This is a genomic window from Bradyrhizobium sp. S3.12.5 (assembly GCF_040548225.1).
Taxonomy (GTDB): Bacteria; Pseudomonadota; Alphaproteobacteria; order Rhizobiales; family Xanthobacteraceae; genus Bradyrhizobium; species Bradyrhizobium cytisi.
Map to the genome: position 1 here is coordinate 93734 of NZ_JBEPRF010000004.1, position 22689 is coordinate 116422.

The 22689-nt window shown below is 61.2% G+C and carries 21 protein-coding genes and 4 pseudogenes; 21 read left to right on the forward strand and 4 right to left on the reverse strand.

All coding sequences use genetic code 11. From position 1 onward, the window contains the following. Positions 1-170 precede the first annotated feature (170 nt). The 5 genes and pseudogenes from ABIC09_RS06460 to ABIC09_RS06485 form a co-directional block, all read left to right on the forward strand. Positions 171-980, forward strand: a pseudogene (locus ABIC09_RS06460) (methyl-accepting chemotaxis protein); the annotation flags it as partial. A gap of 1458 nt (positions 981-2438) precedes the next feature. Further along, positions 2439-2636 (forward strand): annotated as a pseudogene (locus ABIC09_RS06470) (hypothetical protein); the annotation flags it as partial. 424 nt (positions 2637-3060) lie between these two features. Then, positions 3061-3366: pseudogene (locus tag ABIC09_RS06475) on the forward strand (Rossmann-fold NAD(P)-binding domain-containing protein); the annotation flags it as partial. 1022 nt (positions 3367-4388) lie between these two features. Further along, a complete protein-coding gene (locus ABIC09_RS06480) occupies positions 4389-5123 on the forward strand; it encodes an AraC family transcriptional regulator (protein WP_354108753.1) in 735 nt (244 codons plus the stop codon). A 134-nt stretch (positions 5124-5257) separates the two neighbouring features. Beyond that, entirely contained in the window at positions 5258-6217 is a 960-nt protein-coding gene (locus tag ABIC09_RS06485) for an MBL fold metallo-hydrolase (RefSeq protein WP_354108754.1), read from the forward strand. A gap of 82 nt (positions 6218-6299) precedes the next feature. On the opposite strand, the gene ABIC09_RS06490 is transcribed toward ABIC09_RS06485, so the two are convergent. Together ABIC09_RS06490 and ABIC09_RS06495 are read right to left on the reverse strand one after the other, a co-directional pair. Further along, the gene (locus tag ABIC09_RS06490; protein WP_148753415.1) at positions 6300-6878 is read right to left on the reverse strand and encodes a dioxygenase family protein; all 579 of its coding nucleotides are present in this window, start codon (positions 6876-6878) and stop codon (positions 6300-6302) included. Positions 6879-6886: 8 nt separating this feature from the next. Then, entirely contained in the window at positions 6887-7903 is a 1017-nt protein-coding gene (locus tag ABIC09_RS06495; protein ID WP_354108755.1) for a tripartite tricarboxylate transporter substrate-binding protein, read from the reverse strand. A 90-nt stretch (positions 7904-7993) separates the two neighbouring features. On the opposite strand from ABIC09_RS06495, the pseudogene ABIC09_RS06500 reads away from it, so the two are divergent. The 3 genes and pseudogenes from ABIC09_RS06500 (at position 7994) to ABIC09_RS06510 (ending at position 9809) form a co-directional block, all read left to right on the forward strand. Then, positions 7994-8931 (forward strand): annotated as a pseudogene (locus tag ABIC09_RS06500) (LysR family transcriptional regulator). Between the two features lie 317 nt (positions 8932-9248). Further along, positions 9249-9467: a hypothetical protein gene (locus ABIC09_RS06505; protein ID WP_354108756.1), complete on the forward strand. Its 219-nt coding sequence runs from the start codon at positions 9249-9251 to the stop codon at positions 9465-9467. 87 nt (positions 9468-9554) lie between these two features. After that, positions 9555-9809 carry a hypothetical protein gene (locus ABIC09_RS06510; RefSeq protein ID WP_354108757.1) on the forward strand — a complete coding sequence of 85 codons (255 nt, stop codon included), beginning with the start codon at positions 9555-9557 and terminating at the stop codon, positions 9807-9809. 110 nt (positions 9810-9919) lie between these two features. On the opposite strand, the gene ABIC09_RS06515 is transcribed toward ABIC09_RS06510, so the two are convergent. Continuing rightward, a complete protein-coding gene (locus ABIC09_RS06515) occupies positions 9920-10306 on the reverse strand; it encodes a hypothetical protein (protein ID WP_354033149.1) in 387 nt (128 codons plus the stop codon). Here ABIC09_RS06515 and ABIC09_RS06520 point away from each other — a divergent pair. Together ABIC09_RS06520 and ABIC09_RS06525 are read left to right on the forward strand one after the other, a co-directional pair. Next, entirely contained in the window at positions 10305-10529 is a 225-nt protein-coding gene (locus ABIC09_RS06520; RefSeq protein ID WP_354033148.1) for a hypothetical protein, read from the forward strand. The genes ABIC09_RS06515 and ABIC09_RS06520 overlap by 2 nt on opposite strands. A 47-nt stretch (positions 10530-10576) precedes the next feature. Next, the gene (locus ABIC09_RS06525) at positions 10577-11524 is read left to right on the forward strand and encodes a restriction endonuclease (protein WP_354108758.1); all 948 of its coding nucleotides are present in this window, start codon (positions 10577-10579) and stop codon (positions 11522-11524) included. An 834-nt stretch (positions 11525-12358) separates the two neighbouring features. Here the strand turns inward: ABIC09_RS06525 and ABIC09_RS06530 are convergent. Then, positions 12359-13765, reverse strand: a complete 1407-nt coding sequence (locus ABIC09_RS06530) for a DHA2 family efflux MFS transporter permease subunit (RefSeq protein WP_354108759.1) — start codon at positions 13763-13765, stop codon at positions 12359-12361. 264 nt (positions 13766-14029) lie between these two features. On the opposite strand from ABIC09_RS06530, the gene ABIC09_RS06535 reads away from it, so the two are divergent. From ABIC09_RS06535 to ABIC09_RS06585, 11 genes are all read left to right on the forward strand, one after another. Next, on the forward strand, positions 14030-14338 hold the full coding sequence (locus tag ABIC09_RS06535; protein WP_354033145.1) for a hypothetical protein: 309 nt from the start codon (positions 14030-14032) through the stop codon (positions 14336-14338). A 19-nt stretch (positions 14339-14357) separates the two neighbouring features. Beyond that, complete coding sequence (locus ABIC09_RS06540) at positions 14358-15269, forward strand: sigma-70 family RNA polymerase sigma factor (RefSeq protein WP_354108760.1); 912 nt, start codon at positions 14358-14360, stop codon at positions 15267-15269. Positions 15270-15696: 427 nt separating this feature from the next. Continuing rightward, positions 15697-17043 (forward strand): ABC transporter substrate-binding protein, encoded by a 1347-nt coding sequence (locus ABIC09_RS06545; protein WP_354108761.1) that lies wholly within the window; start codon positions 15697-15699, stop codon positions 17041-17043. Positions 17044-17145: 102 nt separating this feature from the next. Then, complete coding sequence (locus ABIC09_RS06550; protein WP_354033144.1) at positions 17146-18105, forward strand: carbohydrate ABC transporter permease; 960 nt, start codon at positions 17146-17148, stop codon at positions 18103-18105. Continuing rightward, positions 18102-19055, forward strand: coding sequence for a carbohydrate ABC transporter permease (locus tag ABIC09_RS06555; RefSeq protein WP_354033143.1), 954 nt, complete (start codon positions 18102-18104; stop codon positions 19053-19055). The genes ABIC09_RS06550 and ABIC09_RS06555 overlap by 4 nt, the downstream gene beginning before the upstream one ends. Further along, complete coding sequence (locus tag ABIC09_RS06560) at positions 19052-19264, forward strand: hypothetical protein (protein WP_148750849.1); 213 nt, start codon at positions 19052-19054, stop codon at positions 19262-19264. Before ABIC09_RS06555 ends, ABIC09_RS06560 begins: the two co-directional genes overlap by 4 nt. Positions 19265-19270: 6 nt before the next feature. Then, positions 19271-20368, forward strand: coding sequence for an ABC transporter ATP-binding protein (locus ABIC09_RS06565; protein ID WP_148750850.1), 1098 nt, complete (start codon positions 19271-19273; stop codon positions 20366-20368). After that, positions 20361-21368 carry an ABC transporter ATP-binding protein gene (locus ABIC09_RS06570; protein WP_354033140.1) on the forward strand — a complete coding sequence of 336 codons (1008 nt, stop codon included), beginning with the start codon at positions 20361-20363 and terminating at the stop codon, positions 21366-21368. Before ABIC09_RS06565 ends, ABIC09_RS06570 begins: the two co-directional genes overlap by 8 nt. After that, positions 21365-21979: a dihydroxyacetone kinase subunit DhaL gene (dhaL, locus tag ABIC09_RS06575; protein WP_148750852.1), complete on the forward strand. Its 615-nt coding sequence runs from the start codon at positions 21365-21367 to the stop codon at positions 21977-21979. Before ABIC09_RS06570 ends, dhaL begins: the two co-directional genes overlap by 4 nt. Beyond that, on the forward strand, positions 21976-22377 hold the full coding sequence (gene dhaM, locus ABIC09_RS06580) for a dihydroxyacetone kinase phosphoryl donor subunit DhaM (protein WP_148750853.1): 402 nt from the start codon (positions 21976-21978) through the stop codon (positions 22375-22377). Before dhaL ends, dhaM begins: the two co-directional genes overlap by 4 nt. Next, positions 22370-22684, forward strand: coding sequence for an HPr family phosphocarrier protein (locus ABIC09_RS06585; protein WP_148750854.1), 315 nt, complete (start codon positions 22370-22372; stop codon positions 22682-22684). Before dhaM ends, ABIC09_RS06585 begins: the two co-directional genes overlap by 8 nt. Positions 22685-22689: the final 5 nt, after the last annotated feature.

A 22689-nucleotide genomic window follows, 5' to 3' on the forward strand; every position in this document is an offset into this window, starting at 1 on the left:
ATCCATGAGGGCTGGCTATGCGGGCGTTGCCGGCAATGATGTGAACCCTACTCGGTGGGGGCCGCTTGTGGGGCAAACTGGGTCGACACAAGCACATTTGAGTGGTACAAGCCGCATGTCTGTCGTCGCGGTAAGTTATTGTTTTTGTTACGTTTTGGTAGATTGATGTCCAGTCCGCAGTTGGAGAGATCATCGAGACGGTTTCGTCGGCGTCCACCGAACTTGAAGCCTCGGCAACTTCTCTAACTTCAACCGCCGAGCGCAGCCAGGGCATGGCAACGAGCGTCGCGGCGGCTTCCGAGGAAGCTTCAACGAACGTGCAGTCGGTTGCATCAGCCACGGAGGAGCTGTCTTCCTCGGTCAACGAGATCAGTCGTCAAGTTCAAGAATCCGCGCGAATGGCCAGCGACGCTGTCACTCAGGCTCGAACCACAACCGAGCGGGTAGGCGAACTTTCGAAGTCGGCCGCACGCATTGGCGACGTGGTTGAACTCATCAATACCATCGCAGGACAAACCAATTTGCTGGCTCTGAATGCGACCATCGAGGCGGCGCGTGCCGGTGATGCGGGGCGCGGCTTCGCTGTGGTCGCATCCGAGGTCAAGGCTTTGGCGGAACAGACGGCGAAAGCGACTGGCGAAATCGGGCAGCAGATTTCTGGAATCCAGGCTGCCACCCAGGATTCCGTCGCCGCTATCAGGGAAATCTCAGGCACGATTGAGCGCCTATCCGAAATCTCCTCAACGATCGCGGCCGCGGTTGAAGAGCAGGGGGCTGCTACTCAAGAAATCTCGCGCAACGTCCAGCAGGCCGCCATGGGCACGCAGCAGGTTTCCTCGAATGTGATCGATGTGCAGCGGGGAGCGACCGAAACTGGCTCGGCGTCTTCGCAAGTGCTGTCGGCCGCCAAGTCGCTCTCAATCGACAGCAATCGACTGAAGCTGGAGGTCGGTAGCTTCCTGAGAACTGTGCGGGCGTGAGGTCATGATGCGCGTCGCGCCGGTCGAGGTCGGGACACGGCAAAAGACGAAAAACTAGCTGCCACCACCGACAGTCAATTTGCCGGCGCCCGGCGACTCACCGATCCCGATGCCCGTTCGATGGCCACCAGTTGAGGTGGATCAGGTGCTGTCGCTACAATGTCCAGGTCGCGGTGGATACCGAACTCTGATTGCTACGCGCGAGGCCATAAACGTCGGCAACGACCGTGGGCAGCTTGCTTGGAGGTCGAAGCAAGCCAAAGAAGCGCTCGAAGTGGACAAACCCGAGGCAGCCGCCGGCCGTGGCTACCCCGACGGGGAGGAGGTCTTAGCCTGCGAAGAGGCCGGCGTTGCAGTCACCCTGCCCATGCCCATGATGTCAAACGCCAAGGCCGGTTCGGCAAGCGGACTTCGCCTACCTGCCTGATGAGGACGTCTACCCCTGCCCATCCGGCCGGTTGCTGCCCTATCACTACACCAACGTCGAGCACGGAATGACTTTGCGCGGTTACTGGTCGAAAAGAGCGTGCCAAGGCTGCGCGATCAAGAGAACCAATGCACGCCGTCAAAGGAGCGCCGCATAACGCGCTGGGAGCATGAGCATGTGGTCGAGCAGGTCCAGAGACGGCTCGATACCAATCCCGACGCCATGCGGACGCGGCGCGAGACGGTCGGGCATCCGTTCGGCACGATCAAAGCCCGTGGGTGCGACACACTTCCTGATGAAGCGCCTACGGAACGTAGCCGTTAACATGGCGCTGCATGTCCTCGCCTATAACCTCACACGGGTGATGATCATCGTCGGCAAACCAAGCGTGAGGGCAGTCATCCGCGCCGCCTGAAGGTCGGAAAGCGCGTCCAAAAGCGCAATACCGCACGCCGTGCCACTTTGGCGGTCATCGACGATCCCGACGCGAGAAGATCGGCCGCCTGCTATTGGCGAGCACGGCCGCGTGCCGGCCTATCGGTTTGCATACAACCAGGATTCACAACCGACATCCGACCTTTGGTCTGCCGGAAATGCTGGGCTCCGCAGGTCTCGCTAGTGCAGCCTCTGGTCAGGAGGACGGACGCCGCTCATAAGCGTCAGCTCTTGCTCTAGCTGCTCATTGAGAAGCATGAGCGCTCGAAGCGCGCTGCGCAGATCACCGTCACAAGCGGCGACGATCTCATCGACCGCCAGCTCGTATTGATCTAGAGCGGAGTTGGTGCGTTGGCGTGGCATAAGAACAACATACAAACAGAAACCTAAGCTGATCGTGTCGACCCGCTGGTGATTTCCCCACAATTCACAGCCTGCCGTGCCTGCCTCAGTTCTCCCTCATTTGGATGCCGCGAGCCAAAAGCTCGCGCGCGTTGCAGATTTACAACCCGCACCGCCATTCGAGATACTAAACTCGTCCTGGCGACGGGCCAAAGTATACTTCATGCTTACTTCAACGTAATCGCGGGGACGAAATGTATGATGTCTATCGCAATGACAAGCGCTTCTTACTCGTTCTAATTTCAGGCTCTCCCGTACCCGGGCTTTACTCTGCACATAAGTGGCGCAAGGGCAGGAAACGAGTTCTCAAGGTCAGCGACGAAATCAAGTCAGCCGTCCAGACACAAGGTTATTACGTCCGCAACCTGCGGGCTGCGAAGGTGCGAATGATCGAGTTCGAACAGGTCGCGGTCAGTGTTGTCTCTTCTGCACGCTGTACAGCATCAGCGCCAACAACGTCCCACGCTCCGCTCACGTCTTCTCGGTCTTCCGGCTGCTTGAAGAAGTAGCACGTGCTATGCCGAACGGCACGCCTTCTAGATATGCAACGCTCCGGCGTCGGCACAGACTGAAGATGAGATGATTAGGATTGAAAAGTTGAGAACAACTGCAGCGTTGATCGCGACAGCTATTTGATCGGAGGCAGCCAGGTCAGCCTCGCTGCGGTCGTGCCGGCGCTTATGGTTGCGCTCTGGTCCGCGGCCAAGGCAGGAGAATGGGAAAGACCCAAGTCGCCATGACAAGCTGTATCCGCTTGCGGTCGGCATTTATCGCGATGCGCCGGGCGCACGGGCGACGGCGCGGCTCAAGATGTGTCTGCAGGTCGTGGCGCTGGCTTTTGCCGTGGCGCGACGCTGGCCGGACGTGCTCAGCAATGCGGTCGATCCCGGCTGCGTGCGCACGCGAATGGGCGGCTCGGGCGCGCCGGTCGACCTCAAGACCGGACAACGGACCCAGACCTGGCTGGCCGTAAGCGACGACCCGGCTGCAATGGTCAGCGGCCGCTACTGGCATGACATGCGGCAGGAGCAGCCAGCCAGCGAGGCTACCAATCCCGTGTTCCAGGACCATCTCGTCGCAAAGCTGAGCAAGCTGACGGGCGTGGTGCTTCCCGGGGTTTAGGAGCGCGGCCAGCGCTCGGCGAGACGCCCCGGATTCCTACGGGGCCATCGGGAAGTGACCGTTTACGGTCTGCGATTATATTTCCGCAGATGGACAGAGAGTACGACCCCGAGCGCGAGGCTTTTGCGGCGATGAACCTCGCTGCTGAAGCCGATGGAGCGGAACGGCAGAGATGGATCAACGCTGCGCTGGCGTGGATCGAGCTCACTCGCCTGCGGGTTCCTGGGCGCGATCTCAGCGGGACGGAAGGGGCGGCCTCAATCCCGAAGGTGCCATCCGATAGGACCCGACTCCGTTAGCAGCGTTTCAGGGCGATCTTAACTGTCTGGCCGCCATCTTGGCGCCCAGCCCCTCCTCGACCATTATCCAACCGAGTTATCCCGGCGCGCGTTCCGGCTGTGCGCCAAGGAGCCCGCCATGTCGAGATTAGCAATCGTATTAGTGTTGGCATTGTCTGTGACTTCGGCCAAGGCGGAAGATAGTGTGTCCGGACCATCGCGCGCGCCGGCCGCTGCCAACACGTATGAAACACAGCCTTTCCTATTTGATGGACGGATGCGAGGTGATGGCATCCGGCAGCGAGGACCAGCCGACAATCGCCACCCCAACGCCGGTGCCAATGGCGTGGAACCGAAAGCAAACCAGCCAAGGCGGGACCGATGAGCCCGCGTGCTTCGTCAGGTCCGTGTTGAGTCAAGATGCGCATGCAGGCAGCAGGCCTTCGCTTCCGGTCCATCCGTGCCTCTTAGCCACTCCCTCAGCCGCCGTGATGTCCGATGTCGCTGATAAACCGGACGTTGTTCTGAACCTGCTTCGACCGCAGCTTTTGACCCGAACCGGAAATCGGTCCGCATCTAAAAGCGAATTTGCTGCCAAGACGTGATAGAGTCTCTGCCGGGACAGAGGCATGAGCTCGTCCCGCGCCTCGCCATCCGTAATGGGGGACATCGATGGACGTCAGACGAGCAATGCCGCGTCCGGCGCTCCGTAACATTGTTCGCTCGTTCGAGGAACGGCGCGCAATGCTCGGATCCCAAGTGCTGGCATTTCCGCTCGCGGCGCGCCCCCATCAGATCATCGATATTTATCTGGCGGACCCGCTCCGTGTTGGAGTGGACGGCGGTCAGCTGGAAACGGCGCCGGAAACCGTCGTCGTCGGACCGCAGGGCTCACGTCGGATTCACATCTACGCTTCGGGCCAGGTTCATATTTTCAATATTCTGCTTCAGCCGGCCGCTCTCCATCGGCTGGTCGGAATCGATATGACGTCCCTGATAAATGAAGGCGTTACGGCATGCGACGTGCTCGGCAGCTCCGCACAGCGACTGAACGACGCAGTCCGGTCGGCGCATGATTTTGCTTCCCGCATCGCGGCGGCTGAAAGCTGGTTCGGCATGATGCTCGAGCGCTGCCCAGCGGACGACGGGGTGGGCGAGGCATCGCGGAGCCTACTAGGCTCCCGGGGCAACCTGCGGATCGACAGGCTGGCAGAGAAGTCGGGCCTGAGCCCACGCCAGTTTCAACGGCGCTTCACGAGCCAGGTGGGCCTTTCTCCCAAGCTGTACGCGCGCACGGTCAGGTTCGATCATGCGCTGGCGGCGCATCGAAGCCAGCCCGCAATCCCCTGGACACGCATTATCCATGACGCCGGCTATTACGATCAAGCGCACTTCGTTCGGGAATGTCATGCACTGGTTGGACTCCCGCCGAGCCAGTTCATCGGGGACTGGGACAACATCTTCTTCCTGCATGGCTGAAATATACAAGCGCCGGGCCTCGCGCCGTGCTCTGCTGGCCGCAGGCTTAATCAAGCACCACCGGAGTTCCGATGACTGAGCGTATCAGGAGAATGGCTTGCGCCCTGTTGACTGGCGCCGTAGCAGTCCTCGCGATGGCTCCGGTCCTGCCAGCCTTTGCCGCAGGCGAGGAGCGCGCTGCCTCCGCCAACATCGTGGTGACATTGCTCGGGACTGGCGGTCCAGAACCGACGGCGGCGCGCTTTGGACCGGCGACGCTGATTCAGGCAGGCGGCCTGACTCTGCTGTTCGATGCCGGTCGAGGGGCCACGATCCGGCTTTATCAACTCGGCATCTCGTCGGGCAAAGGCATCGATGCGGTGTTTCTCACCCACTACCACTCCGATCATGTGGAAGGCCTGCCCGACCTTTGGATGACCGGCTACATGTTCGGGCCGTTCGGCTCGCGCAGCCGGCCGCTGCGGCTGTGGGGACCATCGGACGGCAAGGAGCCCAGCGGGGTGGCGAGGATCGCCAAGGGGCTCGCCGAGACTTTTTCCGACGATACGCGCATCCGCGAAGCCGACGAACATATCGCGGCCATTGCAACCGAGATCGAAGCACACGATTTTCAGCCGGATCACGTCGTATTCGATGAAGCCGGCGTGAAGGTCACGGCGTTCACGGTCGATCATGGCGACCTGATCAAGCCTTCGGTCGGCTACCGCGTGGACTATGGATCTAGGTCCGTAACGCTGTCGGGCGACACGAAATTCAGCGAAAACCTGATCAAGTTCGCCAGCGGGACGGACCTTTTGATCCATGAGGTCTTTGCGATGTCGCCGCAATTGGCAAAGCTGCCGCAAATGAAGCCGGTAGCGGCGCATCATACTTCGCCTGAGGAGGCCGGGACAGTATTCTCCCGCGTCAGGCCTAAGCTTGCCGCCTATTCACATCTCGTGCTGCTTGGCGTCAAACCGGAGGACGTCTTGTCCCGGACAAGCAGCGCGTACCAGGGCCCGGTGGTAGCGGGCGAGGACTTGATGCGCTTCGAAGTCGGCGACAGCGTCGTCATGAAGAATTGGAATCAGGAGCTTCGCAAATATCCTGATTAGATCCACAATGAGTATTGACCAAGGGTCTGCTTCTGGCGCGAAGCGGTCATCAGCTGACTTCGATCCTTCGACTGAAGAACCTCTATCCGCGTGCAAGAACAATATCGAAGTTCAGCACGCGGTGGCTGGATGCATCCGTCGATGGGACCGGCTTTGCGATCAGCAGATCCGGACGCAGCGCGGCGTTGAGCAGCCGGTCGCAGGCATTGAGCGGCTCGCCGGGAAAATACATCTGGGTGATCAGCCGCTCGAACCGGCCGTGAACCTCGAAGTGAATGTGCGGCGGCCGCGTCCAGTCGGGACCTGCGGGATAGGCGCCAGGCTTGACGGTCTTGATCCGATAGAGACCGTCGCCGTCTGATTGAATGCCGACGCAGCCGACGAAGTGTGGATCGAGTGGCGCGGGGTTGGGGTCGTTGACATGGCTGTAACGGCCATGGCTGTTAGCCTGCCACACTGTGATGCGAATATCGCGAACCGGTTCGCCGTCGAGGTTGAGCACCCTCCCGGTGACCTCGATGACTTCGCCCCGCGCATACCCCTCGACTCCCTTCACCGAGGTCAGGTCGATTTGTGGGACCGGCGTTTGCTCGGTTGGGAAGTAAGGGCCGAGAATCTGGTCCGGCGTGCGGTGCCGGAGAGTGGCAGTTGAATTGTCCATGACGCGTCTCAATCTTCCGGCGTAAATCCGGAGGCCCGCACGATCGGCCCCCAACGGTCAAAATCGGATTTGATCAGTTGCGCAAATTCCTTCGGCGTTTCCCCGGCGGGATCGACCGAAAGCTTGGCCAAGGCCGTTTTGAAGCTGGCGGTATTCATTACTGCGCGGATCATTTCATTTAGGCGGTTCACCGTTCCGGCTGGCGTATTTGCCGGGACGAAGACGCCGAACCACTCATTGGCTTCCAGTGCAGGATATCCGGCCTCCCGAGCCGTCGGCACATCGGCAAGTTGTGGCGATCGCTGCGCGGCTGTCGTGGCCAGCGCCCGGATAGCGCCGGACTGCACATGCGGAAGTGCGGTGCCGATCGGATAAATCGTTGCGGCAATTCGGCCGCCGATCAGGTCCTGGATGCCGCCCGGGCCGCCATAGGGCAGATGAACGAATTCGAACCCGCCCGCCTTGGCCAGCGTCACGCCGGTGAAATGGAGCATCGATCCCGCCGCCGCCGTGCCGTACGTCGCCAGCTTGGGATTGGCCGCGCACCATTTCACAAAGTCGGCCAGCGTCCTGACGTCGGCCGGCACCATCGGGCCCACCGTGATCAGGAACGGAAAAGAGCAAGCGGTCGTGACTGGAACGAAGTCCCTGAACGCGTCATAGCCAAGCGATTTGTAGACATGAGGGAACACGGCGAAGCTGGAGGCCGGCGTCAGGATCATGGCGGTGCCATCGGCGGGACTGCTTTTCAGTGCGCCGAGCGCTAGGCGTCCACCGGCGCCGGGGCGATTCTCGACGATGAATGGAGGTGGGTGATCCTTCATCCCCTCAACCAGCATCCGGGCGATCACGTCGATCGCGCCCCCGGCACCGAAGCCTACCAGCATGCGCGAAACGGTCTCGGCGGTTGCCTTGCGGATCGCATCTGGAAAGATGGCGGCGAGAGCGCCTGCGCCCGCCAACGACATGAACCCTCGTTTCGTGATCATGGCATCGTCCTCTCGCGGGTTCATCGGGTAGGTCATGACCGAACCGCCGCCACTCTGGTCCGTCCGGCCATTATCTGGTAGATCGAAAATTGCGACATCCCTGTAACCCTCAGGTTAAGGCTCGCGATGGACTGGTCCGATCGAATTGGCCGCCGCATCAAGTTGCGCGACCTTCATATCCTGATGGCGGTGGCTGATACCGGCACCATGGCGAAGGCGGCCGCCAAACTGAGAATTTCCCATCCCGCCGTCTCCAAGGCGATCTCCGAAATTGAAGGCGCGCTCGGCGTGCGGTTGTTCGATCGCAGCTCACAGGGCGCCGAACTCACCGCCTATGGCGAGGTCCTGCTCCGCTGCGGCATCAATGTCTTCGACGAGATGCAACAGGGACTTCGCTCGCTGGAATATCTGTCTGATCCAAATTCGGGCGAAGTGAAGCTCGGATGCACTGACATTATTCTGCACAGTCTGGTGCCACCTATCGTCCGTAAATTTGCCAGCGAACATCCCGGCGTTCAGCTTGACGTAAAGCTCACCAATCCCGGTGAACATCAGATTCACGAGCTGCGCGAGCGCAGGATCGATCTTCTGATTACGAGAGCCACAGGACAGCAAGACGACTTCCATTCGGAAGCCCTGTTCGACGAGCCTTTTGTCTTTGTTGTGGCGCGCAGACCCAATTGGCGCGAAAGCGCGGCATCGCTCTCAAGGATATCATCAAAGGCAGGTGGGTCTTGCCGCCCTACGACAGCGCGCCGGGCGCGCTCGTTGCCGAGGTGTTTCGAGCTAACGACCTTCCGCCGCCGAAGCCAGTGGTCAAGACGATAGCTATTCAGCTGACGGTGTCGCTCATTGCGACCGGAGAATTCGTCGGAATTCTACCGGCATCCGTCGCGGCACTGGGCGCGCATCAAACAGCTTTGAGGATTTTGCCACTGAAACCCCTGGGCCCGCGCATCACGGCGGAGATCGTGTTCTTGAGGAACCGGACCCTCAGCCCAGCGGTCGAGTCCTTCATAAAGTGCACGCGTATAGTTGCGAAATCTCTGGTTAAAGTATCTTGATCGACCAAATGGCCTCGCAATCAATCGTATGCAGAGTGAGCGGTTATGGAGCGACCACTTCTGGCGCAAAGCAGCCATTGCGCTGGAGTTGAAGCGGAATTCGAACAGTTTGTGCATTTAGGTGGACGATCGGAGGAAATATCGCAGATTTGCGTCGTGTGGGGAAAGACGGTAGCGGCCTCCCGCTACCAAATTCCATTTAGGATACCGTCTCTTCTTAGATCCAAAGCAAGTCTGACCTTCCGTCGCTGGTGGAGGCGAAGGGGGGCCGGAATTCGGATACGCCGAATCGGATATGTTCCGGGAGCTAGCTAGCTATGGCGATCGATTGGTGGGAGGTATCAAAAACCTTCGCGGGACCGGCGGCAACGGTGATTGCGGCCGCCGTCGCAGTAACCGTTACCTATCGGTTCGGGAAAATCCAAGCAGGCATCGCACAGTCACAAGCAAGAACGGCGGAGGCTGCGAAGGCAATTGCGCAGTCACAGCGCGATATTGCCTTCGATAAACTCAAGCACGATTTGTTTGACAAATGATACGAGATCTACACGACCGCGCGAGCGCTGATCGAGCATGTCAGTGGCGACAAGTTTGACGGAGTACACGACGGAAGGCTTCGCGAAATGCGTCTCAAGCTCGATGAGGCAAAGTTTTTCTTTCCTCCTAGAGAAACGGCGGTTTTCACAACTATTGAAAAAATGACAGTCGATTATCTCGTAGGCGAAGTGGAAAGAAATCACGCTGAAGACGATCAAGTAGAGCGTTTCAAGGCCGCTGACAAAATGACAGACGCTCTGAAGATCCTCGTCGACCTTTATGCCAGACTCCCCGACCTTATGAAGGACGAACTGGGATTCTCGCAGCTTACATCGGAGTAGTACGTAGGATGGGTAGAGCGCTTGCGAAACCCATCACGTTTCATCGTCCATCAAATCCTGATGGGTTTCGCTTCGCAGCCCATGCTACGGGCGATCGAAACCATACAGGGTCACTTGCAAGCTATTTCCAGTTCGTCCGCATCGCGAAGTGACTCATCCTTGTCGCTGGCCTTCAGGCTGACGAACTTCATGTTTACCCGAGGAGGCACAGCAAAATCCACGTCCAGATACGCCGTTCCCAAACGCATAGTGCTCTGGATGCGCTTTGCTGTCGCCGCGCTTGTAATCAGGGCGGAAACCAGCACGCCGCCGCTCGTTGCCTTGGCCGCGATTGCATTCACTTTTTGAACGTCGGGATTGCCGGTTGATTTCAACCGCAATCGGGCCTTCGGCGGCAGACCCCAGGTGATTTTGAATGTGGTCACGTCATAACCCATCTGTTCGAGGATAGGCAGCGCGTCGCCGACCTGCTGCGTGAATGTGTTGAACTCTGTCATGATCCTGCCGGTCGCGTCGGAAAGGTCTGGTAGCGAGAGGTCAGGCATCGACGGAAGGGAGACGGACGGCATTGAAGGCATGGCGGGTATCATGTCACGCGCGGACTTGGTTATTCCGTCGATCCGGCTTGGAGTGGAAGTTTCCTCACACTGCGCGCTGCAAGTTGCGATAGCTAACAACACGAGTATCAATATTGCTCGCATCTCAATTTTCCTTGGCTAAATCGTTTGCAGACACTATAGAAATCTCTACAGTTTTAGGAAGCAATGATGTTCGATACAATCACAGAGGGCATCAGAAAGTGGCTCGTTGGCCGGTTTGCTTCGGCTATCAAGCATACGACGCGGGCTGAGGATCGGGCGCTCGCCATCCAATGGCTCAGCGAGTCGCGCGCTATCGTCGCCAGTGATCTCCGACCGGTCGAAAAATTTAAGGAGCTGAACGCGCTGATCAGTTCTCGAACGGCTATTGTTGCGATTGCGAAGAGTGTTTCTGAAGCCGTTTCAAACTACCGGAAATCCGATCTTCCGTTGTCGATGAAGATCGCTCTGCCCGCGACATTGGCTGCCGTCCCGTTGGTCGGCGGACATGCAGCGGGTATCGCAGCGTTCGGTGGTGCGCTCGGAGTCCCGGTGCTGTTGCTGATTTTTCTCGGCACGGCGGGCATCACGTCGATCATCGAAGCTGTCGTCACAAGCCCTGAGGCACGGCCTCATATCGCCGAGATCATAGAGCTCATAATAGAGGACGAGCGGTTGCGCCGCGCTAGCGCGCAAATGAAGGCTGCGATGAAGGAGCAGCCGATGGACCCGACCCGGTTCGCCGTGCCGGTTGAGGAGTTAGCCCTTCGGAAGCATCTGCTCGGCATGGACCCTTTCCAGTTCGAGCGCCACACCATGAGCTTCTTCGATGCGGCGGGTTTGGAAGCTTGGGCGACGCGAAAATCGAACGACTTCGGCGTTGACGGTTTTGCCGTTCATCCTGATGGATTGATCATCGTCCAATGCAAGCGAAACACAGCAGACAACAAGGTTGGTCGGCCGGCTATCCAACAATTCAAGGGCGTGATTGAGGAGCAAAACGCTCTTCGTGGATACGTAGTCACAACCGCCACATTTACCGACGAAGCAATTCAGTCGGCCAGGCTTTCTGAGAAAATCGTGTTGGTGGACATCGACACGCTTATGCGATGGCACGCGGACGCGCCAACGTTCTGAAAACTTCCCAGGCGGTAGTCCAAATTGTCCGCTCGATTGAGCCGCCGGCCTGTTTCGCCACCCCGTCAACCCTCCCCGCAAAAATATTCCACTTTACCGAAATTCGGAAATGGCGTATGCGTTGCTTATCCCGGCTCATCCTTGAGGGGCGATCTCGTTGTCGTCTTGATTGCGAGCCGGGCTTGCGGTGGACGCGGCAGCGTCGGCATGAGAGGTGCGGGCAGGGCGGGTAGTCCCTGTGAGTCCGCGGCCACGTGCGGACGAGCGGCGCTGTCAGGTTCGTCTCGTCTGTAAGTTTCCGGCTCCGTCGACAGGGCCGGGAAAACTGCGGCGAAATGGCGAGCCGTGCGTACGGCAAAACCGTGTGGTCCTGGCCGTCGTCGCTACGGTCAAGCTTTCGCGGAGGTGTGGAGCGCCCAACCGGGTCATCCGCATCGTCAATTCGCGAGGCGAGGGAGGCCAGAACGAACTCGGCTCCCGGGAGAGCACGGCATAAGCCGTCAACCCACTGCGCAGGGAAGGCCGAGTGATTGGCACCACCTGTATGCTGCTGTGCGGTCTTTTTGCGCTACCATTTCGCGCAGCGGACCGCGGGTGCGAGGTCAGCACCCGGCCTTCCCTGCGCCCTCTTGGCTTAGAGGGTGGAGTGACCAGGCAAAGCTCGGGCGATTTGCGCCGCGAGGACGCAAAAGCGTGTCCCGCGGGTTGCAATGCCTGTCAGAGGACTGCGATCCCTTCCACCAGAAGTCATTTTTAGAACGACGTTTCATTATCAGAAAGAAGGATGGCGACATAAGGCGCTCGGCCGATAACGAAACTCTATCGTCGCGAGCTTCACGCATCTTGCGGTGCGGCTGCGCCGGCGGTCCGTCGCCGTGCCGGCAGGAAAAACCCGGCAATCGCGCCGGCCAGCGACAGCGTTGCGGCGAGGCTCATCGCGGCAGCAAATCCGCGTTCGAAATGCGCGGCCGAGTAGGCCCCGCCATGGGCCGAGAAGCTCGCCACCAGCGCGGCGATGCCGAACATGCCGCCGAGGAAGCGGCCCATGTTGAAGATGCCGGACGCCTTGCCCATTTCGGCCACCGCGACCGAGCTCAGGATGGCGTTCTGCGCGGCCGGCATCGCCATCGAGACGCCGACACCGGCCAGCACCAGCGGCGCGACCAGGGCGGAGTAGGCCACCGCGGGGCTGACGATCTCGGCGATCCAGCCAAGGCCGATCGCCTGCATCAACAATCCCGTCACCACCAGCGGCCGCTCGCCGAGCCTGTTGACGACCGCGCCGGCGACCGGGGCGGTGACGAACAGCGTCGCAGTCCAGGGCAGCAGGCGAAGTCCAGCACCGAAGGCGTCGAAGCCCAGCGTGGTTTGCAAGAACTGCGGCAGCAGGAACAAGACGCCATACATCGCGGCGTAGAACAGGACGCTTGCGGACATGCCGGAGGCAAGCGCGCGCGATGCAAACAGCCGCATCGGCACCATCGGCGCGGCCGCGCGCAATTCCCGGAGCACGAAGCCGGCGGTGAACACCAAGCCTGACATCAGCGTACCCATGACCTCGGCGCTCGTCCACCCCACAGCATTGCCGCGCAACAGGCTCCACACCCACGCCAGCGCTGCGAGGGCGACGAGCGCCAGTCCTGGGATGTCCAATGCGGCAGCCGGTCCGAAGCTTTCGCGCAACCGTGCCAGCACCAGGGCGATCGCGATCAGGCCGATCGGCAGGTTGATCCAGAACACCCAGCGCCAGCCGAAATGTTCGGTGATGAAGCCGCCGATGGCGGGGCCGATGATCAGCGCGCAGCCGGTGATGCTGCTGAAAATGCCGAGCGCGCGGGCGCGCTCCTCGCGGCCGAACGTGCCGCTCAGGATCGCCATCGCCAGCGGCATCACCAGCGCGGCGCCGGCGCCCTGCAGTGCGCGGGCGGCGATCAGCGCGGTCGCATTGCCTGCGAGCGCACAGGCCGCCGATGCAACGACGAACAGGGCGAGCCCGGCCGCGAACATGCGGCGGCGGCCGAAGCGGTCGCCGAGTGCGGCGCCGGTCAGGAGCAGCACGGCGAAGCTCAGATTGAAGGCGTTGACAGTCCATTGCAGCGTCTCGACCGGGCTGCCGAATTCGGCGCGAATGGCCGCGAATGCCGTCGTGATGATCATGGCGTCCAGCGCCATCATGAAGGATGCAAGCGCGGTGATGCCAAGCACCCAGTTTTGCGCGGCGCGATTGGTCGGGGTCTGCATCGCCCTGTCTCCGTGTGTCGCGCCGCCCTGTCGCGGCGCGTTCTGCGGGCTAGACGAGGCCGGAGTGGCAAAGGATGCGCCCGTAAATAATTTCTCCTGGGGCCGCATCCTTTGCCGGCGGGCAAACGTCTTAGGGGGACGCGGCCATTTACGCGACCTTGATCCGGAGGAGCGCAGCACCGGTTTTCCGACAAGGGTCATGCTAGAATGGAAAGATGGAGCGCGATGAGCGAGCCAGGTCGCGACATCAGCAAGGAGCGCGCGATGAGAAGGACGTTGATCAGGTACAAGGCCAAGCCGGAGCTGGCCGACAGGAACGCCGAGCTGGTTGCGGCCGTATTTGCCGAATTGAAGGCGGCCGGGCCCGACGGCGTGCGCTATCTGACGCTGCGGCTGGAGGATGACACCTTCATCCATTTCGTCGAGGCCGCGGCCGAGGACGGCTCGAGCCCGATCCCGAAGCTCAAGGCGTTTCAGACGTTCCAGGACGGCATCCGCGACCGCTGCGCGGAGCCGCCGCTGGTTCGTGATGTGAGGATCGTCGGCAACTACCGTATGCTGGACGAGTCCTGACAGGCGAGGCGGAGGAGCAATGGCGTCAGACCCGCTGGCTACCATCGATATCGAGGCCCTGCTGGCGCGGATGCGACCGAAACTGCATCGCTACTGCGCCCGCATGGTCGGCTCGGTCATCGATGGTGAGGATGTGCTGCAGGATGCGCTGATCAAGGCGATGGAGGCGCTGCGATCGGTCACGCCCGTCGTCAATACGGAGGGCTGGCTGTTCCGCATCGCGCACAACACCGCGCTGGATTTCCTGCGTCGCCGCAACCGGCAGGAGGCGCTGCATTCGGCTGAGGAGGTGGAGATGATTGCCGACCAGCTCGATGATGTGGAAAGCCGCCAGATCGCCGCGACCGGCCTGCGCACCTTCATGCGACTGCCGGTGGCGCAACGGTCCAGCGTGATCCTGATGGACGTGCTCGGCTGCTCACTGGCTGAGGTCTGCGACATCATGGATTTCAGCCTGCCGGCGGTGAAGGCCGCGCTGCATCGCGGACGCACGCAACTGCGTGAGTTCGCCGGAGAGCCGGACGATGTGCCGCAGCCGGGCCTGTCGGACGCCGATCGGGCGCGGCTCAACGCCTATGTCGGCCATTTCAATGCCCGCGACTTCGACGCGATCCGCGCCATGATCGCCGACGACGTCAGGCTCGAACTCGTCAACCGCACCAGGCTGAAAGGCAAGGCCGAGGTGTCGAACTACTTCGGCAATTACTCGAAGGTCAGCGACTGGCACCTGGTGACGGGGCAGGTCGAGGGACGTCCCGCGATCCTGGTGTTCGATCCGAATGAGCCGGGCGGGCGGGCGAAATATTTCATGCTCCTCGACTGGTCCGCCGGCAAGCTCGCCACCATCAGGGATTTTCGTCACGCAGCCTATGTTGTCGATGGTGCGGAGTGCGTGGTGGATATAGGTCTCGACGAACGCTCTTCGGTATAAGTCGAGCGGACCGACCTGCCCTCTCAAGGATGAAACAGGGGTTCGATTCCCCGGACGCTTCGCTCGCAATGACGAGTGGAGAGAGCTCACTGGCTCCGCCGGCTCATGCTGCCGCAGCCGAAACCGCGCTGCCGCATTCGAACTGACGCGCCTTGCGCGCGAGCCCCTCACAACATCATCAACACCGATCGCATGCCCGCGTCGGATGCTGCGCGTCCAACAAGACGCCAACTCCGCTTGCAATGTTTAGTAAATGGTGGTTCACTAAACAAATCGAGCCTGCCGGGCCTCTAGAATCCGGGTGGCGCGAGGAAACGCTAGTTTAGTTATTCAGCTCGTCACGGACTGTGTCGCTCTGCTCGAAGCATTCGGGCGGACAGGAAAGCCGCGCCACGTCGATGGCCGGCCCACTCGGAGGGAACGTGCAATGCAACGGACAATGAAGACGCTTGTTGTGGCATGCGGGGCCGTCGGCGCCGCATTCGGCGTCGAAGCGGGCACCACGCCCGCGCAGGCGCAAGGCAAGACCATCACGCTGTGCTGGGCCGCATGGGACCCCGCCAACGCGCTGGTCGAACTGTCGAAGGACTTCACCGCGAAGTCGGGCATCGGCATGAAGTTCGAGTTCGTGCCGTGGACCAATTATGCCGATCGCTTCCTGAACGAACTCAATTCGCACGGCTCGCTGTGCGATCTCATCATCGGCGATTCGCAATGGATCGGCGGCGCCGCGGAGAACGGCCAGTACGTCAAGCTCAACGATTTCTTCAAGAAGGAAGGAATCAGCATGGACGACTACATGCCGGCCACGGTGATCGGCTATTCCGAATGGCCGAAGAACACGCCGAACTACTGGGCGCTGCCGGCGATGGGCGATGCGGTGGGCTGGACCTATCGCAAGGACTGGTTCGCGCGGCCGGACGTGCAGAAGGACTTCAAGGCCAAATACGGCCGCGACATCGGCGTGCCGAAGACGCTCGATGAGCTCCGCGACATCGCGCAATTCTTCCAGGGCCGCGACATCGACGGCAAGAAGGTCTATGGCGCCTCGATCTATACCGAGCGTGGCTCCGAAGGCATCACCATGGGGGTCTCGAACTACCTCTACGACTACGGCTTCAAATACGACGATCCGAAGAAGCCCTATGCGATGGACGGGTTGGTGAACTCGGCCAGCGCGGTGAAGGGGCTCGAGGCCTACAAGGAGCTCTACAAGTGCTGCACGCCGCCCGGCGCCTCCAATTCGTACATGTCGGAAGGGCTTGACGCCTTCAAGTCCGGCCAGGTCGCGCTGCAGATGAACTTCTTCGCCTTCTTCCCGGGCCTCCACAAGGACCCGAATGTCGGCGGCGACAAGATCGGCTTCTTCGTCAATCCGGCCGGTCCCGCCGCGCAGGCAACCCAGCTCGGCGGACAGGGCATCTCGGTGGTCTCCTACTCCAAGAACCAGCCCGAGGCGCTGCAATACATCAAGTGGTTCTCCGGCGGGGATGTGCAGAAGAAGTGGTGGGCGCTGGGCGGCTATTCCTGCGCCAAGTCCGTGCTGAACGATCCGAGCTTCCCGACCAGCGCGCCGTTCGCCAAGGAGTTCCTGCAGTCGATGGGAATGGTCGTCGACTTCTGGGCCGAGCCCTCCTATGCGCAACTCCTGCAAGCCGAACAGAAGCGCGTGCATGACTACGTGGTGGCGGACAAGGGCACCGCGCAGGAAGCGCTCGACGGTCTGGTGAAGGACTGGAAGGCCATCTTCAAGGAAGAAGGCAAGAAGTTCTAGGGCAACCGCCTGGAGCGCACGCGAGCGCGCTCCAGGCTCTCTTCGGCCACGTCGGCAGCTGTCGCATAGCTGATGGTCCCGGCGCGAGGATCGACCAAAGCCATGAACGATTTGAGCGCTTCGTCGCAGATCACCTATCGGGCCGTTCCGGTCCGGCCAGCCGTGGCGCGTCGTATCCGGGGCCTGTCGGACCAGGCGCTCGCCTGGCTCTTCATCACGCCGACAATCGTGCTGCTGCTGGCGATCAATATCTTCCCGCTGGTGTGGACGATCTATCTCTCGTTCACCAACTACCGCGCCAATCGGGCGAACGCGCCGACGATATGGCTGGGCACCGACTGGTACCAGTCGATCCTGACCGATCCGGATATCTGGGCGGCGATGCAGGTGACGGCGCATTTCGTGATCTGGACCGTGCTCATCGAGACCGTGCTCGGATTTGGTCTTGCCCTCCTCATCGACAAGAAATTCCGCGGCCATGGCATGTGGACCACGATCATTCTGCTGCCGATGATGCTCTCGCCGGCCGTCGTCGGCAATTTCTGGACCTTTCTCTATCAGCCGCAGATCGGATTGTTCAACTACGTCGTCGCCTTCTTCACGGGACGCGCGGCCTCGTCGTTCCAGATGCTGGGCGACGTCACGCTGAGCCCCTGGGCCATCGTCATCGTCGATGCCTGGATGTGGACGCCCTATGTGATGCTGATTTGCCTCGCAGGCCTGCGCTCAATCCCTGATTACATCTATGAGGCGGCGGAGGTCGACCGCGCGTCGAATTGGCGGCAGTTCTGGTCGATTACGCTGCCGATGGCGCTGCCGTTCATCATGCTCGCGGTGCTCTTTCGCGGTATCGAGAACTTCAAGATGTTCGACATGGTCAACTTGCTGACCGGCGGTGGGCCGGGCTCGACCACGGAAGTTGCCTCGATCACGCTTAAGCGGGCAGCCTTTGAGAGTTGGCGAACCGGTTATTCTTCTGCCTTCGCAATTATTCTGTTCGTGACGGTGTTCGGCCTCGCCAACATCTACGTCAAGGCGCTGAACCGGGTGAAAAACCGATGAGTGTCGCAAATGCAGCCCATTCAGTCGTCGAACCATCGGCCGGCACGCGCCGCTTCGCCGGCCTGTTCGTCATACTCTATGCCATCATCACGATGATTCCGCTGGTATGGATCGTGCTCACCTCGTTCAAGTCGCCCGACGATGCGATCTCCTATCCTCCAAAGATACTGTTCAAGCCGTCGCTCGAAGGCTACTGTAATCTATTCACAACCCGCTCGCGCCAGACGCCGGAATTCATCCAGACGCTGGGCCAGCCGCACGGGCTTTGCGACAGCATCGCCCGCAGCCGCAATATGGTTGTGGCCGGGCCGTCGAACTATGTCCCGCGTTTCGTCAATTCGCTGATCATCGCGTTCGGTTCGACGATGCTCGCCGTCGCACTAGGCACATTGTCGGCCTATGGGTTCTCGCGGTTCCGCGTGCCGCTGAAGGACGACCTGCTGTTTTTCATTCTGTCGACGAGGATGATGCCGCCGATCGCGGTCGCGATCCCGATCTACCTGATGTACCGCACCGTCGGACTGTCGGATACCCGGCTCGGGATGATCCTGCTCTACACGTCCGTCAACGTTTCGCTCGCCGTCTGGCTTCTGAAGGGCTTCATCGACGAAATCCCGCGGGAATACGAGGAGGCAGCGATGATCGACGGCTACACGCGGTTTCAGGCCTTCGTGAAAGTAGTGCTGCCGCAGGCGACAACAGGAATCGCAGCAACGGCCATCTTCTGCCTGATTTTTGCGTGGAACGAATACGCCTTTGCGGTACTTCTGACCTCCGGCAACGCGCAGACGGCGCCGCCTTTCATTCCGATCATCATCGGCGAGGGCGGGCAGGACTGGCCAGCAGTAGCCGCCGGTACGACGCTCTTCCTGGTGCCCATCGTCGTGTTCACGGTGCTGTTGCGCAAGCATCTTCTGCGCGGCATCACCTTTGGAGCCGTCCGCAAATGAGCCTCGATGCGAACACATCCACGCGCCGACGCGGCCTCGCAAACAGGATTCTGCGACGCGGTCCGCTGGAGGCTATCGCGACGACGATCATCGCCGCGGGCGTCGTCATGCTGATGCAGCCATTTTTCCTCACGCTCTATTCTTGGTCGTTCGCGACTGCGCTGTTCGGGACGGTGATGTTCACCATCGTCTCGAAGGTCAGGGAGTAAGGCGCGATGGCACAGATCAGGGTCGAAGGGCTCGACAAATCCTTCGGGACGTTTCATGCGGTCAAGGCCGCCAGCTTCACGGTGGAAGACGGCCAGTTCCTCTGCCTGCTCGGGCCTTCCGGCTGCGGCAAGACGACGACACTGCGCATGATCGCAGGGCTGGAATTGCCGACGGCCGGCACCATCAGGCTCGGCGGCGAGGATGTTACGATGAATCGCGCCTCGGCGCGCGATATCGCCTTCGTGTTCCAGCTGTTTGCGCTCTATCCGCACATGAATGTCCGGCGCAATATCGGCTTTCCCCTGAAATGCGAGGGCGTCGGAGCGGCGGAGCACGATCGGCGGGTGGTGGAGGCCGCGCGTATTTTGCGTATCTCCCATCTGCTCGACCGGTCAGTGTCGGGCCTCGCCGGCGGCGACCGGCAGCGCGTCGCACTTGGGCGAGCCATCGTCCGCCAGCCCAAATGCTTCCTGATGGACGAGCCGCTCGGTGCGCTCGATACCGAAATGCGCGAGGCGATGATTCATGAATTGCGCGGGCTGCATGACCGGCTCGGCGCGACGACCGTGTATGTCACGCATGATCAGCTCGAGGCGATGGCGATGGCCGACATGATCGCGGTGATGAATAATGGCATCGTTGAGCAGGTCGCGAGCCCGCGCGACATCTACGACCGGCCTGCTTCGCTCTTTGTCGCAGACTTCATCGGTTCACCGCCTATGAATTTCCTGCCGTTCCGCGGTCGACTGCAAGTCGGCGCGCAGGCGATCTGGCTCGGCGAGCGCGAAGTTGCAATTCCTGCTGCACGCGAGGCGCTGGTGGAAAGCGACCTCGTCCTCGGGGTCCGGCCGGAGCATGTGCGGTTCACCGATCGCGGCATGGTGCGGGGTGAGGTTTATGGGTCGGAATATCTCGGCACGACGCAGATCGTGACCGTAACGACGCGTTACGGCGCGCTCAAGGCCCGTTCGCCCAGCAGCATATGCTTTCGGACTGGGGAAAGTGTCGGGCTGGACTTCCGGCCGGATACGCTCTCGGTCTTCGACAAGGCGTCGGGCCGGGCCATCCGCACTGCGTTGTATGAAGGAGGTGCGCATGGCTGAAGTTGAGATCAGGGCGGTCTCCAAGGCGTTCCGCCGGACGCACGCCGTCGTCGACCTGTCGCTCTCGGTTGGAGACGGCGAATTCGTTGCGTTGCTGGGGCCGACGGGTGCCGGCAAGACGACGGCGCTGCGACTTGTCGCCGGACTGGAGACGCCAGACAGCGGTTCGATCCGGATCGGTGGACGTGATGTGACCGGCGATGCGCCGGCCGATCGCGACGTCGCCTTCGTCTTCCAGCAATATTCCTTGTATCCGCATCTTAGCGTGTTCGAGAACATGGCCTTCGCGTTACGCGCGCCGATCCGCCGCGTACCCGAGGCCGAGATTCGCGCGAAGGTGCAGGAGGTCGCGCGTCTTCTCCACATCGAAACCAAGCTGCACAACAAGGCGACGCAGTTGTCGGGCGGGCAGATGCAGCGCGTCGCGATCGGCCGGGCCTTGGTGCGCTCGCCCTCGATCTATCTGATGGACGAGCCACTCTCCTCGCTGGACGCCAAGCTGCGCGGCGAAATGCGCCTCGAACTCAAGCGCATCCAGACCGATCTCGGCGCCACGATCCTCTATGTCACCCATGATCAGACGGAAGCGATGACCATGGCTTCGCGCATCGGCGTAATCGAGGCGGGCCGGCTGATGCAGATCGGTACGCCGCGCGAGATTTACGAGAATCCGATCAACGCCCATGTCGCCGCGCGGCTTGGCCAGCCGATGATCAACCTGCTGCCGGCGGCTCTATTTGCCGGCATTCCGCCCGGCGCCAAGACCATTGGCGCGCGCACCGAGCACCTGATGATCGCACGCAGCGGCGGAGACGTGTCGGCAACCGTCACGCGAGTCGAACATCTCGGCGACCAGAGCCATCTCCATCTCGACCTCGGCGGCCGGCCGGTCGTGACGTTGGCCGACCCCGAGGCGAGGTTGGGCCCGGGAGACATGGTGTCGCTCCGACTCAACAAGCCGCTGTTATTCGATGCGGCCGGCGGGAGGGTGGCGGCATGAGTCTCGATCGGGCTGCCAGGGAAAAGCTGGTGCGGGCGTTAGCGGAATCCGTGATCCAGCACGCCGACGAATTGACCAGCCTCGATCAGGCGATCGGCGACGGCGATCACGGGCTGAACATGAAGCGCGGCTTCGAGGCCGTGCTCGCGACACTGCCCGGCCTTGCTGACAAATCGCTACCGGAAATGCTGAAGGCGATCGGAATGACATTGGTCATGAAGGTCGGCGGCGCTTCCGGGCCGCTGGTTGGCACTTTCTTCATGGAACTAGGTAAGGCGCTTCCGGAGCAGTCGATCCGAGCGGATCTCGTCGCGGCGACGGCGAAGGCGATTGATGCCGTCAAAGCGCGCGGGCGCTCGGAGGCGGGGCAGAAAACCTTGCTGGATGTGCTCGTGCCGGTGCAGGTCGTGTTGGCCGGGGGCGGCGATGCCAAGGCGATAGCTGCGGAAGCGGCGCAAGCGGCCGATCGCACCACGCCCATGCTTGCGATCCGCGGCCGTGCGTCCTTTCTCGGCGAACGTTCTATCGGTCATATGGACCCTGGTTCGCGTTCGGCGTCCCTTTTGATCGGCGCGGCAGTCAAGGTGCTGGAATTCGAGGCAAGTTCATGAACAGTTCAAATTCCGGCAATGTCGGGATCGTTATCGTTTCACATTCGCCCAAGATCGCGGAAGGCGCGGCGGATATGGTGCGCCAGATGGTAGGCAGCGCCGTGCCGCTTGCCTGGACAGGCGGCGACATCGATGGAGGGCTCGGCACGAATGTTGCCGGAATCCTCGAGGCGATCGAGGCGGCGTGGTCGCCCGCAGGCGTGGCGGTGCTGGTTGATCTCGGCGGCGCGGAGACAAATTCCGAGATGGCCGTAGAAATGCTGCCTGAAGATCGACGGGCGCGCGTCGTCGTCTGCAATGCCCCGGTGGTCGAGGGAGCTGTGATCGCGGCAACCGAGTCTTCGGGTGGCTCGCCGCTTGCCGCCGTCAAGCGTAGCGCGGAGGAATTCTATGCATGATGCTCACGCCAGCCGGCCGAGCGAAACGCCGGTGCCGCTGACAGCCTCGGCGGTTCTCGTCAACAAAGTCGGACTTCACGCGCGGCCGTCGGTCAAGCTCACGCAGTGCGCGAAGGGCTTTGCCGCGAAGATCGAGCTTGCCCTCGCGGTGGACGGGCCCTGGACGGACGCAAAGAGCCCGGTGAAGGTGATGCGCGTGAAGGCGCCGCAGGGCGCAACGCTGCATTTCCGCGTTACCGGGCCCGATGGCAAGGCAGCGCTCGCTGCCGTACTGGCGCTTGTGCATGATGGTTTCGGCGAGGCCTGATCGCG